The 15,067-nt window shown below is 71.2% G+C and carries 11 protein-coding genes; 5 read left to right on the plus strand and 6 right to left on the minus strand.

Annotation, left to right across the window (positions count from 1 at the left end; genetic code table 11):
* Positions 1-128 precede the first annotated feature (128 nt).
* Together ACESMR_RS14655 and ACESMR_RS14660 are read right to left on the minus strand one after the other, a co-directional pair.
* Complete coding sequence (locus tag ACESMR_RS14655) at positions 129-2,861, minus strand: CARDB domain-containing protein (RefSeq protein WP_373047841.1); 2,733 nt, start codon at positions 2,859-2,861, stop codon at positions 129-131.
* Positions 2,862-3,243: 382 nt separating this feature from the next.
* Positions 3,244-5,970 carry a CARDB domain-containing protein gene (locus tag ACESMR_RS14660; RefSeq protein ID WP_373047842.1) on the minus strand — a complete coding sequence of 909 codons (2,727 nt, stop codon included), beginning with the start codon at positions 5,968-5,970 and terminating at the stop codon, positions 3,244-3,246.
* Positions 5,971-6,335: 365 nt separating this feature from the next.
* On the opposite strand from ACESMR_RS14660, the gene ACESMR_RS14665 reads away from it, so the two are divergent.
* Both ACESMR_RS14665 and ACESMR_RS14670 read left to right on the plus strand, forming a co-directional pair.
* Complete coding sequence (locus tag ACESMR_RS14665) at positions 6,336-6,878, plus strand: hypothetical protein (protein ID WP_373047843.1); 543 nt, start codon at positions 6,336-6,338, stop codon at positions 6,876-6,878.
* A 282-nt stretch (positions 6,879-7,160) separates the two neighbouring features.
* A complete protein-coding gene (locus tag ACESMR_RS14670; RefSeq protein WP_373047844.1) occupies positions 7,161-7,943 on the plus strand; it encodes a hypothetical protein in 783 nt (260 codons plus the stop codon).
* Positions 7,944-7,950: 7 nt separating this feature from the next.
* Here ACESMR_RS14670 and ACESMR_RS14675 read toward each other — a convergent pair whose 3' ends face one another.
* The 4 genes from ACESMR_RS14675 to egtC are packed head-to-tail and all read right to left on the minus strand — an operon-like array spanning position 7,951 to position 11,339.
* Positions 7,951-8,865 carry a hypothetical protein gene (locus ACESMR_RS14675; RefSeq protein ID WP_373047845.1) on the minus strand — a complete coding sequence of 305 codons (915 nt, stop codon included), beginning with the start codon at positions 8,863-8,865 and terminating at the stop codon, positions 7,951-7,953.
* Positions 8,862-9,224 carry a response regulator gene (locus ACESMR_RS14680; RefSeq protein ID WP_373047846.1) on the minus strand — a complete coding sequence of 121 codons (363 nt, stop codon included), beginning with the start codon at positions 9,222-9,224 and terminating at the stop codon, positions 8,862-8,864. Before ACESMR_RS14680 ends, ACESMR_RS14675 begins: the two co-directional genes overlap by 4 nt.
* A 40-nt stretch (positions 9,225-9,264) precedes the next feature.
* Positions 9,265-10,527 carry an ergothioneine biosynthesis protein EgtB gene (gene egtB / locus ACESMR_RS14685; protein ID WP_373047847.1) on the minus strand — a complete coding sequence of 421 codons (1,263 nt, stop codon included), beginning with the start codon at positions 10,525-10,527 and terminating at the stop codon, positions 9,265-9,267.
* Positions 10,524-11,339: an ergothioneine biosynthesis protein EgtC gene (gene egtC, locus ACESMR_RS14690; RefSeq protein WP_373047848.1), complete on the minus strand. Its 816-nt coding sequence runs from the start codon at positions 11,337-11,339 to the stop codon at positions 10,524-10,526. The genes egtB and egtC overlap by 4 nt, the downstream gene beginning before the upstream one ends.
* Positions 11,340-11,513: 174 nt before the next feature.
* Here egtC and egtD point away from each other — a divergent pair, with 174 nt between their 5' ends.
* From egtD to ACESMR_RS14705, 3 genes are read left to right on the plus strand one after another with little or no spacing between them, the layout of a single operon-like run.
* Entirely contained in the window at positions 11,514-12,527 is a 1,014-nt protein-coding gene (gene egtD / locus ACESMR_RS14695; protein WP_373047849.1) for an L-histidine N(alpha)-methyltransferase, read from the plus strand.
* Positions 12,528-12,542: 15 nt separating this feature from the next.
* Entirely contained in the window at positions 12,543-13,628 is a 1,086-nt protein-coding gene (locus ACESMR_RS14700) for a class I SAM-dependent RNA methyltransferase (protein WP_373047850.1), read from the plus strand.
* Between the two features lie 28 nt (positions 13,629-13,656).
* On the plus strand, positions 13,657-15,063 hold the full coding sequence (locus tag ACESMR_RS14705) for an amidohydrolase family protein (RefSeq protein ID WP_373047851.1): 1,407 nt from the start codon (positions 13,657-13,659) through the stop codon (positions 15,061-15,063).
* Positions 15,064-15,067 lie beyond the last annotated feature (4 nt).

Raw genomic sequence — 15,067 nt, forward strand, 5'->3', positions numbered from 1 at the left:
GCCGGGTCCCCATGTTGCGGGCCCCGGCCGTTTCTCGTTCCGGCGGGAGCAGCCGCAGGCACCGCACACGAAGAGAGGGCCCCGTCGCCGAGGCCCTCCCTTCTCTTCATCGGAGCCGAAGCTGCCGGCTAGCTGCGACGGCGCCGCAGGGCTGCGAGGCCCAGCGCCGCACCGAGTGCCAGGAGGCTCGGGTCGGCGACACCGGCGCTGCAGCCGCCGCCGTCGTCTTCCTCGGCCTTCTCCTGCGGCTTCGTCTCCGCCGCCGGAGGCGCCAGGTGCAGCGTCACCGAGAGCGGCGCCACGTTGATCCGGTTCTCCGAGTCCTTCACCTGCACGAGGAAGGGGAAGGTCCGGGTCTTCTCACCCTCGAGAAGGAAGCCCGCGAGCACGCCGCTGATCACGCCGTCCTCGGAGAGCTCCAGGCCCTCGGGCGGCGTGCTGCCCTGCGCCATGCTCCAGCTGGTGAAGCCCGCGGCGCCGGCTGCCTGCAGCTGCACGGTGTACGGCGTGTCGACGTAGGCGTCGGCCAGCGCCGTGGTCACCACCGTGATCCCCTGGTCGTAGGTCACCTCGAAGGTGATCGCGCAGGTATCCGGCGCGTTGTTCTCCTCGTCGGTCACCTCGACCAGCCACACGTAGCGGCCCGCCGCAGAGGGAGCGCCGCTCACGTCACCGTCGCCGGAGAGGATCATCCCCGGAGGCGGCGCGTTCACGAAGGTCTGGCCGGGATCGGTCACGCCGTTGGAGAGGCGGCGGCTCTCCGCCGTCACCCAGGTGTAGGGCTTGGCGCCACCGGCGGCGAGGAGCTGCACGTCGTAGGCCTCGTTCACCTTGTGGTTGGGCAGGCTGCGGGTCACGCAGGTGAGGCGCGCCGGCGAGGAGACGCGGAGCTCGAGCTCGGCGCTGCGGGCGGTGCCGTCCTTGTCCTTCACCTCGAAGGTCACCGGGTAGAGGCCGTCCACCATCGGCATGCCACGCAGCGCGCCGGACGACGCCAGCTGCAGACCGGGGGGCAGCTCACCGGCAGCGACCGACCACTCGTAGGGGGCGGTGCCGCCCACTGCCAGCAGCGTCGCCTCGTACTCGACCTGGAACTGCGCCACCGGCAGCTCCGCCGTCGCGATCGCCAGCGGCATGCCGGTCTCGTTCACCGTGAGCTGGTAGTCCTGCACCACGGTGAGCTCACCGGAGGTCACCCGCAGCGAGAAGTCCGAGGTGGCAACCTGCGCAGGCCTGCCGCAGAGCAGCGTGGCGATCGGCGCAGCGGCAGGATCACCACCGGCGCGCTCCTCCTGCAGCTCCAGGCCGGCCGGGAGCGTGCCGCTCTCGACGGCCCAGACGTAGGAGCCGGTGCCGCCGGTCGCGTCGAGGAGGTTGCAGTAGACCGAGCCGATCTCCGCAGGGGGCAGCACGGTGGTGGCGATCACCAGGTCGCCGCTCGAGACCGTGAAGGACTCCTGCGAGACGCCCTCGTTGTTCAGCTCACCGAGCTCGTAGACCTCGTTGTCCGGGTCGATGACGATGCCGAGGTAGTAGGTGCCGGCGTTGATCTCGGCGGGCAGGAAGACCTGCTCGGAAACCGGGACGCTGGTGAGCGCGTCGGCGGTGATCGTGCCGGTGAAGATCCGGCGGTCGCTCGAGCTGATCACGTCGTTCGACGAGATCACGAGCGAATAGGGGACGTCGACGCCGATCAGGTTGCCCTGGTTCCGCACCGTCCAGTCGAGGGTGAAGTTGGAGCCCGGCTCCGCGTTGTTCGGCACCGCGATCGACTCGACGATCAGGTCGGGGGCGGGCAGGCCGATCTCGAAGGGGCCGTAGAAGCCGACGTTGTTGGTCTCCGTATCCTCGGCGACGGCGTTGAGCGGGTCCGCCTCTGCGAGCAGATAGTACTGGCCCGGGCTGAGGGAGAGCGGGATCGGGGCGTCGAGGGTGAAGAAGGCCGAGGCGCCGGGCACCGCGTCCTGCGTCGCCGGCGTGGCCATGCCGACCTCGACGTCGTCGGACGAGAGTCGCTCGTCCGCGCTGACCCAGAAGCGCAGGCCGAAGGCGAGCGCGTCTTCGCCACCGACGTTGCGAACCTCCGCCTCCATGTGGCTGGTCACGCCCGAATAGGCGATCGCCTCACCGGTGACCGACGCCACCGTGACGTCCGGCCCCTGCGCGAAGACCACCGCCTGATCGGTGAGCCAATCGGTAGGTGTACAGGCGTTGCCGCAGCTGACCTGGTAGCCGACGGTACCGGTGAGGTTCTCGATCCCTGCCATGGCGGTGGTACGCCAGGAGCTGTAGCTGCTGGAGAGCGCACCGTATTTGATCTTGATGGTGCTCGAGCCCTCGGTGAACCAGAGCTGTGCCTGCCAGGTCCCCGCCGAGTTGCTGTACTCGTGGCAATGCCACTGCACCACGTACTGCCGGGCCGGCGCCGTGCCGATGGTCTGCGTCGTCAGCGAGCCGCTCGGGCAGTACTGATCCGCCCACCAGATCGGAATCACGCCGTGGGGCGAGGTGCTGCTGGGGAGCCGCTGGTTCCCGATGTAGTTGGCGGCGCCGCCGCCGAGGGTCGCGTACCCGTTGGTGCCGACTCGCAGCTCGGTCTGCGGCTGGTCGAAGAAGGTCACCGGAAACGGCAACTGGCCGTCGGCCCAGCCATCGTCGATGCTACTCGGCGAGAGCGTGGTGGTCGTACCGCCGTTGATCGGCAGCGCCGTGTAGGGCTCGGGCTGGATCTGCATCACGTACGGCGTCTGCGCCTCCGCGGCGCCGGGAGTGAACGACAAGGCGACGAGAAGCGAACCGAGGAGTCCGATCCCCCTCGGGTAGCGCACGGAACTGCCTGCGAGAATGCGGCGAATCTCCATGTGTTCTCCCTGCTTCGGGAGGGGGACGTACCGCTCGCCCCTCCGTCCGGATCTGCTACGCACGGCGGAACATCCGCCAGGTGCCGAACTCGAACGACAGCGTCGGGAACTGCCTGCGCTGCGCTTGCTGCATGGCGTTCCGAATCCGGACACCACCACGGTACGACTGCGGTGGCGCAACGTGGCACCAACGCAAAGACGGCGAACTGCAGGACGACAGACCGGAGATGAAAGCACCGACGGTCGATCGTTCGCAAGGTCCTGCCGCTCTCCACCCGGCGGATCTCCGCACCGACGAAGTGCAGCACCGCCGCATCGGACAAAAAGAGAGGGCCCCGTCGCCGAGGCCCTCCCTTCTCTTCATCGGAGCCGAAGCTGCCGGCTAGCTGCGACGGCGCCGCAGGGCTGCGAGGCCCAGCGCCGCACCGAGTGCCAGGAGGCTCGGGTCGGCGACACCGGCGCTGCAGCCGCCGCCGTCGTCTTCCTCGGCCTTCTCCTGCGGCTTCGTCTCCGCCGCCGGAGGCGCCAGGTGCAGCGTCACCGAGAGCGGCGCCACGTTGATCCGGTTCTCCGAGTCCTTCACCTGCACGAGGAAGGGGAAGGTCCGGGTCTTCTCACCCTCGAGAAGGAAGCCCGCGAGCACGCCGCTGATCACGCCGTCCTCGGAGAGCTCCAGGCCCTCGGGCGGCGTGCTGCCCTGCGCCATGCTCCAGCTGGTGAAGCCCGCGGCGCCGGCTGCCTGCAGCTGCACGGTGTACGGCGTGTCGACGTAGGCGTCGGCCAGCGCCGTGGTCACCACCGTGATCCCCTGGTCGTAGGTCACCTCGAAGGTGATCGCGCAGGTATCCGGCGCGTTGTTCTCCTCGTCGGTCACCTCGACCAGCCACACGTAGCGGCCCGCCGCAGAGGGAGCGCCGCTCACGTCACCGTCGCCGGAGAGGATCATCCCCGGAGGCGGCGCGTTCACGAAGGTCTGGCCGGGATCGGTCACGCCGTTGGAGAGGCGGCGGCTCTCCGCCGTCACCCAGGTGTAGGGCTTGGCGCCACCGGCGGCGAGGAGCTGCACGTCGTAGGCCTCGTTCACCTTGTGGTTGGGCAGGCTGCGGGTCACGCAGGTGAGGCGCGCCGGCGAGGAGACGCGGAGCTCGAGCTCGGCGCTGCGGGCGGTGCCGTCCTTGTCCTTCACCTCGAAGGTCACCGGGTAGAGGCCGTCCACCATCGGCATGCCACGCAGCGCGCCGGACGACGCCAGCTGCAGACCGGGGGGCAGCTCACCGGCAGCGACCGACCACTCGTAGGGGGCGGTGCCGCCCACTGCCAGCAGCGTCGCCTCGTACTCGACCTGGAACTGCGCCACCGGCAGCTCCGCCGTCGCGATCGCCAGCGGCATGCCGGTCTCGTTCACCGTGAGCTGGTAGTCCTGCACCACGGTGAGCTCACCGGAGGTCACCCGCAGCGAGAAGTCCGAGGTGGCAACCTGCGCAGGCCTGCCGCAGAGCAGCGTGGCGATCGGCGCAGCGGCAGGATCACCACCGGCGCGCTCCTCCTGCAGCTCCAGGCCGGCCGGGAGCGTGCCGCTCTCGACGGCCCAGACGTAGGAGCCGGTGCCGCCGGTCGCGTCGAGGAGGTTGCAGTAGACCGAGCCGATCTCCGCAGGGGGCAGCACGGTGGTGGCGATCACCAGGTCGCCGCTCGAGACCGTGAAGGACTCCTGCGAGACGCCCTCGTTGTTCAGCTCACCGAGCTCGTAGACCTCGTTGTCCGGGTCGATGACGATGCCGAGGTAGTAGGTGCCGGCGTTGATCTCGGCGGGCAGGAAGACCTGCTCGGAAACCGGGACGCTGGTGAGCGCGTCGGCGGTGATCGTGCCGGTGAAGATCCGGCGGTCGCTCGAGCTGATCACGTCGTTCGACGAGATCACGAGCGAATAGGGGACGTCGACGCCGATCAGGTTGCCCTGGTTCCGCACCGTCCAGTCGAGGGTGAAGTTGGAGCCCGGCTCCGCGTTGTTCGGCACCGCGATCGACTCGACGATCAGGTCGGGGGCGGGCAGGCCGATCTCGAAGGGGCCGTAGAAGCCGACGTTGTTGGTCTCCGTATCCTCGGCGACGGCGTTGAGCGGGTCCGCCTCTGCGAGCAGATAGTACTGGCCCGGGCTGAGGGAGAGCGGGATCGGGGCGTCGAGGGTGAAGAAGGCCGAGGCGCCGGGCACCGCGTCCTGCGTCGCCGGGGTGGCCATGCCGACCTCGACGTCGTCGGACGAGAGCCGCTCGTCCGAGCTGACCCAGAAGCGCAGGCCGAAGCCGAGGGAGTCCTCGCCACCGGCGTTGCGAACCTCCGCCTCCATGTGGCTGGTCACGCCGGAGTAGGCGATCGGCTCACCGGTCACCGTGGCGACCACCACGTCGGGGCCCTGCGCGTAGGTTACCACCGAGTTCGTGGGGAAGCCCGCGTCGGTGCAGTTGCCGGCGGCGCCGCAGACCGACGGCGAATAGCCGATGGTACCGGTCGGGTCCTCGATGCCCATCGAGGCGCTGTAGGACGCGCCGCTGTCGACGGTGCCGTACTTCACCTTGATCGTGGTCGAGTTCTCGGTGAGCCAGAGCTGGGTGCGGAAGGTGGAAGAAGTCGAGAGCCTGGTGCAATGCCACTGGACCACGAATTCGCGGGCGGGTGCGGTCCCCAGGGTCTGGGTCTGGATGCCACCAGCGGAGCACTGCTGGTCGTCCCACCAGAGGGCGACGATGCCGCTTGGACTATTCGTGCTCGGGACCGGGTCGTTGCTGTAGTCGGTGCCCGAATGGCTGGTGAAGACGGCGTAGCCGTTCGTGCCCACGCGCACGTCGTTGTACTGGGTGTCGAAGAAGGTCACCGGAAAGGGCAGGCCCGCCATCCCGGAGGCGTCGTCGCCCGAGATCGAGAGCGACGTTGCCGTGCCTCCGTTGAGCGGCAGCGCCTCGTAGGTCGTCGGCGCGACCTGCACGACGTAGGGCGTGTGCGTCTGCGCTCCCGCGCCCCCCGGCGCGAACATCAACGCGGCGAGAAGCGAACCGAAACCTCCGATTCCCCCCAGATACCGCACGGAACTGCCTGCGAGAATGCGGCGCATCTCCATGTGATCTCCCTGCTTCTGGAGGAGGGTCCCTACCGCTCGCCCCCCTCCGTCCGGATCTGCTACGTGGGCGGAAGACCGCCCGGTGGCCGAATTCGAACGAAGAGCGTCGGTACTGCGTGCTCTGCGCGTGCTACATGGCGATCCGAAGGCCGGCCACCACGGTACGACTGCGGCGGTGCCCGGAGGCGCCACCGGCGAAGACAACGAACTGCAGGACGACAGATTCGGACATGAAACCACCGACCCGTCCGTGATCGCAAGCTGGCGCCAGAAATTTACCGGTACTGTGCAGAGGGAAGACCGGCGGACCGCCGGTCCCAGGTGCCCGGCGGACTCTCCGCCGCAGGGCAGGAGCGCCGATGGCCAACGTGATCCGCTTTTTCATGGGCCCGGAAGACGAGCGCGCCTTCTTCCGCGAGCTTGCCCCGCTGGGGTTGGAGCTCTACCCCGAGCTGGTGCCAGCGAATTGGCAGCCGCCGCAGGTGGAGGAGAGCCTCGCCGCCACCCTCGACGAGCCCTCCTACTACCTGGGCGCCCCGCAGATCGGCCCGATCACCGTCGACAAGGTCAAGCGCGGCCCCAACAAGGGCAAGTGGATGATCTTCGAGGTGGTTTCGCCGGTGATCCACTACCAGCGCTCCCTCGTCGACGAGGACGGCATCCTGCGCAGCGGCATGATCTGGGCAGAGCTCGAGGTCTCGGGTGACGTACAGCGGCGGGTGCAGAAGGCGGCGGCCTTCGAGAAGCTCTACCGCCAGGTCTCCGACATCGTCGCCCGCCGCGCCCGCAAGTCCCAGCCCGTGGGCTACCTCGTCCTCCCCGACGCCGTGAAGCTCCACCAGGCGGGCACCGAGCTCCGGGAAGAGGGGCGCAAGGGCGCGGTGATCCGACCGTTCAGGTAGGCCCATGCTACGTCTACAGCGGTGCTGTAACGGTACAGGTTGCTAATCGCGCATCGTGAAGGGGGTGGCATGCCACACCCAGCTGCTCGGCTCGTCCTCGCGCTCGGGACGCTCGTCACAGGTTGTGGCGAAGGGGCCGAGCCGCATGCCTACCCTCCCCCGGCCGGCGCACCGACGTGCCCAACCGACCAGGAGGCCTTCGTCGAGCCCGCTCGGCCGGACGTACAACGCCCCCCACTCGTTGCCGAGCCGACCGACTCGCAGGTTCGTGTCGTGACCCGATTGGCCGCGGAAGCAAACGCGGGCGAGGGCGCGTCGCGTTACTGGCTCACCGAAGACGAGCCGGTGCTGGTCGACGTCGCCGTCAGCATCGGGAGAGCGTTCGCCGGCGAGGTGGCCACCGTGCGCGTCGCGGCCCTGGTCGACGGCAAACAGGTCCCGCTGGAAGTCGGCGGCGCACCGGGCGTCACCCACACACTCGAGATCGACCGGGGCGAGGGTGCCGTCTTTCGGGTCGAGCCTGACCTGGGCACCGTCGAAGACGGTGCCCACCTCCTGGTGCTCCTTCTCCAGGTCGATGTGCTGGGCGGTGGGCGCGTGGTCCACCACGCCGCGACCATCGAAGTCTTCGCGCGCTCCGCGACCTACTGCGGTGCCTACGACTTCCGACCCACGGCGTCCGTTCCGTCGGAGCCGGCCACGTCCAGCATGCTCTACACGGGTGAGCGACCGCCTTCGCCTGACGACCACCCGCCGGACGGGATCTACGACTGGCTCCTCACCTACGCGCCGGACGAGACCGAGTCCCCCGAGACGAGACTCCAGTTCTTCGGGCTGGTGGATGGCGTGCAGGTGCCCATAACGGGCGAACAGGCCGTCGTCTCGGTCGTCGTCGGGCGCATGGAAGCGGCAGTGGTCGAGCTTTCAGTTCCGGCAGCCGTGCGGTCGGGCCGGTTCTCGCTCTACGCGACGGAGCGCTGGGGCACGAACGTCGAGGACGCGGAGGGCAGGCGCCTCCCCGACGCACCGCGCACCTGGCGTGTCCACGACTTCGTGATTCCCTGACCTGGATTCAGTGGACGCCCGGGCCGCGCGCTCCGTTGGCCCGATTCTCCCGGCGCGCCTCGAGCGCGTCGAGCAGCGCATCGAGATCCGGCGGCTGCGCCCCCGGCTCCCAGTCGATGGGCCGGTGCCGGGAGAGGGTGCCGCTCAGGCTCCGCAGCCGCGACAGCGCCCGCTCCATCCGCGCGGCGATCGGCGCCGCGTCCGGGTGGCGCTTCTCGAGGAGCGCCACCCCCACCTCGAGGGTCTGCAGCGGCGTGTTGGCCCGATCCCGCACCGCGAGGAAGATCCGCGCGAGGGCCTCCAGCGACTCGGCCTGCACCCGGGTCCGGATGAACTCCTGTTCGGTGCGCCTGGTGCGCGCGCGGTAGCCGAGCATCACCAGCGCGAGCACGCCGAAGGAGACGGTGACCCACGGCTCGCCGGTGGCGAGCAGCGCCGCATGGCGCGCGAATTCCTCCACCGTCCAGATCGCCAACGCCTCGCCGACGTAGAGGGCGACGAAGAGGGCGCCGAGCCAGAGGCGGGCCGGCGTGAGCATCGCCAGCGCCACCGCGGTGAGCTTGGCGCCGACGAAGGGCGCCCACGGCTCGCCGAGCGCCGCCACCGCCAGCTCGGCGATCCAGAAGATCGGCAGGAAGGGCAGCCCCACGATCACCAGCACGAGGTCGCCGTGGCCCCAGCGGAATTGCTTCCGCAGCAGCACCAGCGCGATCAGGAGGCCCAGGGCGAGGAAGGCATGGGCGAGGCGGAGGGAGACGAGCAGCGCCGGCGCGCTCCAGCTCAGGTCGATGGCCGTGAAGGCGAGCTCCGCCACGAGGACCAGGGAGGCGATGACCAGCGAGGCCCGGTAGGCGTCCCGGCGCTGCAGCGATCCCAGCTCCCGCTCCGTGCGACGCTCGAGGCCGTTGGCCGGCACCGTCATGCTCCCGCCGCCAATTCCTCGAGGGTCTCGCCGCCCACCGGCTTCTCCACCACCAGCACGCCGAGCTCCTTCGCCGCCTTCACCAGCGGATGCGAACGGGCGTGGCCGGTGAGGAAGACCACCCGCCCCTCGAAGCCGTGGTCCTGGAGCCAGCGGAAGGCGTCCACGCCGCTCGGCACGTTGGCGCCCAGGTTCACGTCGAGGAAGGCCACGTCGCTCCCGAGGGCCCGATCGCCCTGCGCCACCAGATCGTCGAACGAAGCCGCGGCGACCACCTCCTCCGCTCCCATGATCTGGAGCAGATCGGCGAGCCCCTCGCGGAGGTCGAGATCGTCTTCGAGTAGCAGAACCCGGCGCATCGCTTCGAAAGATGCGCCCGGTGCAACGCCCCTGCACGACCTAGCGGTTGCGGGCGAGCCGCAGCCCGGCGGGGAAGGCGCGCACCTGCGGCTCGAACCAATTGCGGAAGGTCGTGCGCGCCATCGCCGGATCGCTCATCCAGCAGCCGCCCCGCAGGACCCGGTGCCTGTCGCCGAACCACGGCGCGCTGTAGCCGCGGTAGGGACCGGGCTCGAAGCGGGGCCAGGGGAGGAAGGGGCTGGCGGTCCACTCCCAGACGTTGCCGCCCATGCCTTCCGCGCCGCACGGCGAGGCTTCGCTCCCACAGGGCGCCGTATCGCCCCGGGCGAGGGCGACGTTCACCCCAGGTGCGGGCGCACCGTCGCCCCAGGGGAAGCGGCGCTTGCGGCCACCCTGCTCCCAGCCCGCAGCCCGCTCCCATTCCGCCTCGGTGGGCAGCCGCGCCCCCGCCCACCTGGCGAAGGCCTCCGCCTCGTGCCAGCCGAGGTGCGAAACGGGGTGCGACGGATCCACCGGCCTCCAGCCCCCCAGGGTCCAGCGCTCCCAGCAGCCAGCGCCGCGGCGCCAGTGCAGCGGCGCCTCCACCCCCTCCGCGTCCCGCCAGCGCCGCCCCGCCTCGCTCCAGAGCCCGTCGTCCCGGTAGCCCCCTGCCTCGAGGAAGGCGAGGAAGGCGCCGTTCGTCACCGGCTGCCGCGCGATGGCGAAGGGGGCGAGCTCGACCTCGTGGGCGCAGCGCTCGTTGTCCCAGCCATCGGGATCGTCGTCGCAGCCCAGCGAGAAGCGCCCGCCCTCCACCGGCAGGAAGTCGCACCAGCCCTCGCCGGCGGAGGCGGCGACGGGCGGCGCCACCTCCAGCTCCGGCTGCAGATGCCCGAGGAGCAGCGCCGCCGCCATCGTCTCGGCGTGCTGCCGCTCGTGGTTGGCGAGAAAGCGGAAGACCCACCCGCCGGCGAGCAGATCGCCCTCGAAATCGGTGCGCTCGAGGAAGGCGAGGAGGCGCTCCCGCACCAGCGCGGCGTAGCTGCGGATCCGCACGAGCGGCGGCAGCCGCCTGCCGCGGCTTCCCTTGTGGCTGTGGAAGGAATCGTAGATGCCGTCGAGGCCGGGATCGATCGGCCGCTCCCCGGCGCACCGGCGCAGCACCCAGCGCTCCTCCTGCCAGGCCACGTGGCCCAGGTGCCAGCCGAGCGGCGAGAAGCCCGGATCGAATTGGGCGCGGGCCTGCGCGTCGCCGAGCCGCGCGGTGAGCCGCTCGGTGGTGGCCCGCGCGGAGAGCAGCGCGTCGCGCAGCTCGGCCCTCAACGAAGCTCCACCACCGCAGCCTCGCCGCCGAGGGTGGCGATCACGCCCTGCCCCGGCTCGATCCGCCGCCAGCGCTCGTCGTCGTCGAGTCGTTCGGACGCCACGATCGTCCCGGCGGCGATCGCGCCGCCGCCGGGGTGGAGGTAGAGCGAGGGCGGCTCGGGCTCGGTGGCGGTGCGCAGCGCCACCAGCGAGGTGCCGTCCGCCACCACCACCGCGAAGTGCGCCTTCGCGCCTGCCTCCTTCGCCCAGGCCGCCACCCGCGCCACCGCTGCGGCGGTGGCCTCGAGCAGCACCGCCGGATCCCCCGCCCCGCCGCGCTGGTCCAGTTCCTCGAGCACCAGGGCGAAGAGGTGCTCCGAATCGGTGGTCCCTGCGATCCCGGCGAAGCGCTCGTCGGAGAGGGCGGCGCAGAGCCTGCGGCGCACCGAGGTGCGGAAGCCCTCGACGAAGCCGTTGTGGAGGAAGACGAGGCGCCCCGCAGCGAAGGGCTGGGTGTTGGCGTGGGCCACGGTGAGCGGATCGGTGGCGCTGCGCACCGCCGCCACCAGGCAGCGGGAACGGAGCGCCCTGCCGAGATGGGGCACGTTGGCGTCCGCCCAGATCGGCAGGGTGCTGGTGTAGAGACAGGGGTCGGGATCGCCGGGGACGTAGAGCCCCGCCCCCCAGCCGTCGGCGTTGACCGTGGCGCTGACCAGCTCCCGGGCCTGCCAGCTCTGGCGCACGAGAGAGTGGGGCGGCGCCGACACGAGCGCGCCCAGGGGGGCCTCTTCCCCGAGATATCCGAGCAGCCTGCACATCGTCGCAAGCATAGGCCCTCGCCCCTGCCGTGTCCCCGCACCGCTGGCGTGGGGGCCATTTCGGGTGCGGGATGTCGGTTCGTGGGCAGAACGCCTGCACGCTCGCCCGGCTGGTCGCAGCTTTGGTGGGCGCCGGGCGGCGGGGCGGCTATGGTTTGACCTCCAAACGACCCGGAAGGAGGCGGCGTGGAGCGCGCACGTTTGCAGGAGATGGAGCGGCGGGAGCCGGGCACGCGGATGGAGGTGGACGTGCACGTCCGCCCGGGCGCGGGCTCGACCCTGGCGGCGGACGTGGCGGCGGGGCTCGGCAGGGTGCCGAAGACGCTGCCGGCCAAGCATTTCTACGACGACCGGGGCTCGCAGCTCTTCGACCGGATCTGCGACACGCCGGAGTACTACCAGACGCGCACGGAGCAGGCCCTCCTCGAGCGAATCGCCCCGGGCCTCCTCGCCGACCTGCGTCCCACCGACCTGGTGGAGCTGGGCAGCGGCGCCGCCCGCAAGACCCGCGCCCTCCTCGACGCGGCGCAGGCGCTCGATCTCGGCTGCCGCTACGTCCCCTTCGACGTGAGCGAGGGGATGCTCCGCCACAGCGCGGTGCAGCTCCTCGCCGCCTATCCCTGGCTCCACATCCACGGCGTGGTCGGCGACTACGACCACCACCTCGACCGGATCCCGAAGGGCGATCGGCGCCTCATCGTCTTCCTCGGCGGCACCATCGGCAACTTCCCCGACGGCGAGGCCCAGCGGTTCCTCTCGCGGATCGCCGCGACGATGGGCCCCGGCGACAGGCTCCTCCTCGGCACCGATCTGGTGAAGGATCGCGCGCTGCTCCACGCCGCCTACAACGACGCTGCAGGCGTCACCGCCGCCTTCAACAAGAACGTGCTCCACGTGATCAACCGGGAGCTCGGCGCGGGCTTCGACGTCGACCGCTTCGAGCACGTCGCCTTCTTCAACGAGGCCGAGAAGCAGATCGAGATGCACCTGCGGGCGCTCGGCCGCATGGAGGTCGAAATCCCCGCGCTCGGCCTCACCGTGCCCTTCGCCGACGGCGAGACGATCCACACCGAGATCAGCCGGAAATTCACCAACGAGACGGTGGCGGATCTCTATGCCCGCTCGGGCCTGGAGATGACCGGCTGGAACGTCCCCGAGAACGGCCATTTCGCGATCTCGGTTGCGCGCCGCGCCGGCTGAAAGCAGGGTGCGCCGGTGCACCACTTCTTCGTCATCACCCCGCCCGGCCTCGAAGGGGTCGGCGCCGCGGAGGCGAGGTCCCTCGGCCTCGCCGACGCCCGCCCCGTGCCCGGCGGCGTCGTCTGCAGCGGCGATCGCTGCGATCTGCTCCGCCTCCACCTCGGCGCCCGGATCGCCTCCCGGATCCTCCTCCGGATCTGGGAGGGCCCGCTGCCTGCGCTGCAGCGGCTTTCGAGCGCCGTCGACTTCGGCGCGCTGCTGCCGGACGGCGGCACCTTCGCGGTGGACGAGAGCGGCGGCGGATCGCGCCCCGCCGAGCTGATCCGGCCGGTGGGGGAGGCGATCCTGCGGCAGGTCCCCGCCGCCCGCTGGGGCGACGGCGCCGACGCGCAGCGCTTCCTCGTGCGGCTCGATCGCGGCCACGTCACCGTCAGCGCGGACGCCACCGGCGAGCACCTCCACCTCCGTGGCTACCGGCAGGAGACCGGCGTAGCGCCGCTGCGGGAGAACCTCGCCGCGGGCATCCTCGCGCTGGCGGGCTGGGAAGGATCGACGCCCCTCTTCGACCCGATGTGCGGCAGCGGCACCTTCCTCGTCGAAGGGGCCCTCGCCGCGCTGCGCAGGCCGCCAGGCGCAGAGCGCACCTTCGCCTGCGAGCGCTGGCCCTGGCTCGACCCCGAGCTGGTCGCCGAGGAGCGGGACGCGCTCCGGGCGCAGGAGCGGCAGGCGCCGCCCGCCCCGATCCACGGCAGCGACAAGAACGCAGGCGCCCTCGGCGTCGCCCGCCGCAACGCGCAGCGGGCCGGCGTCTTCGAGCACCTCCACCTCGCCCGGGCGGACGCCACCACGGTGGAGCCGCCCTCCGGGCCGGGGCTGCTGGTGACCAACCCGCCCTACGGCAGGCGTGTCGGTGAGGAGCGCGAGATGGAGGAGCTCTACCGCCGGTTCGGCAGGAGGCTCGCCCAACGCTTCGGCGGCTGGCGGGTGGCAGTGCTCTTCGCCGATCCGCGGCTCGAGGCAGCCCTCGGCCTGCCGAAAGCCACCGGCCATGCGCTGCGCAACGGCGGCATCCCCTGCAGGCTGGTGGTGGCGGATATCTGATCCGCCGCGGGGTGCCTATAGTGGGCCGATGATCCGCCTGCTCCTGCCCCTGGCCCTGCTGCTCGCCGCCTGCGGCTCCCACAAGCCGGTGCTGGTGACGCCGCCCGACACCCACGCGGCGGCGCCCCCGACCCTCTTCACCAACGTCCGGGTCTTCGACGGCATCGACGACTTCCTCCGCGAGCCGATGGACGTGCTGGTGGTGGGCGGCCGCGTGGTGGGGATGGCCACCGCCGGCGTCCACCCGCCGCCGCCCGACGTCGAGGTGGTGGACGGCACCGGCCGCACCCTCCTGCCGGGGCTGGTCGACATGCACGTGCGCATCGGCGGCCCCGAGGCTGCGTGGGCGCCGCGGATCGAGGAGCCCGAGCTCCAGGCGGAGGCGCTGATCTACAGCGGCGTCACCTCGGTAATCGTGGTGGGCCACGACTCCGATCTGCGCGGCCTGCAGGGTGCGATCACCGACGGCAGGGTCGCCGGCCCGCGGCTCCACCGGGCCACCCGGGTGGTGGCGGAGAAGGGAAGCGGCAAGGTGCCGGACGGCACCAGCCGCTGGGTGATCGAGCCCTTCCGCACCGGTGCCGAGGTGCAGGAGGTCGACTCGCCGCGGGACGCCTCCCGCGCGGCACGCCGCGACCTCGAATACCGTGACTCCGACTACGTGCTCGTCGACGCCTCGTCCCTGCCGAAGGGAGCGCCGGTCCTGGAGGGCAAGGCGATCGAGGCGGTGGTGGCGGAGGCGAACCAATACGAGAAGCGGGTCTACGCCCTGGCCGCAGGGCCGGAGGACGCTGCCCGTGCGGCGGATGCGGGGGTGGCGGTGCTCCTCCACACGCCGTGGGAGTCGGTGCTCACCCCGGAGCAGGTGCAGCGGATCGCCTTCGGCGGCACGCCGGTGGTGAGCACGCTGCGCACCTGGCCGGCGCTCCTCGAGAGCCTCGAGGGCGAGCGCAAGCTGGAGGGTCTCGAGGCGGAGGTGATCCGCGCCGGCCATTCCGGCGACGACGAGGTGGGCGGGCTCTCCGAGGCGGATCGCGCCGCTGCGGAGCGGGCGGTGGCTTCGGTGCAGGAGAACGTGCGGCGGCTCCACGAGGCGGGGGCGCCGCTCCTCGTGGGCACCGCAGCCGGCACCCCGGGCGTGATCCACGGCGCCTCGATCCACGACGAGATGGAGGCGCTGGTGGCGCTGGGGCTGCGGCCGGAGGAGGTGCTCTACATGGCCACGTCCGGGCCGGTGCGCTTCCTCGATCCCACCGCGCGCTTCGGGGTGATCAGCCCCGGCTCCTACGCCGACCTGGTGCTGGTGGAGGGTGATCCCACCGAGGACATCCGCGCCACCCGCAACATCGTCGGCGTGTGGCAGGCGGGGCGCAGGCTCGAACGCCGCACGCCGGGCTGGGCCCCTGCCTCTGCGGCGCCGGAGGAGGAGCGCTGATCGC

Source organism: Vulgatibacter sp. (assembly GCF_041687135.1).
Lineage (GTDB): Bacteria > Myxococcota > Myxococcia > Myxococcales > Vulgatibacteraceae > JAWLCN01.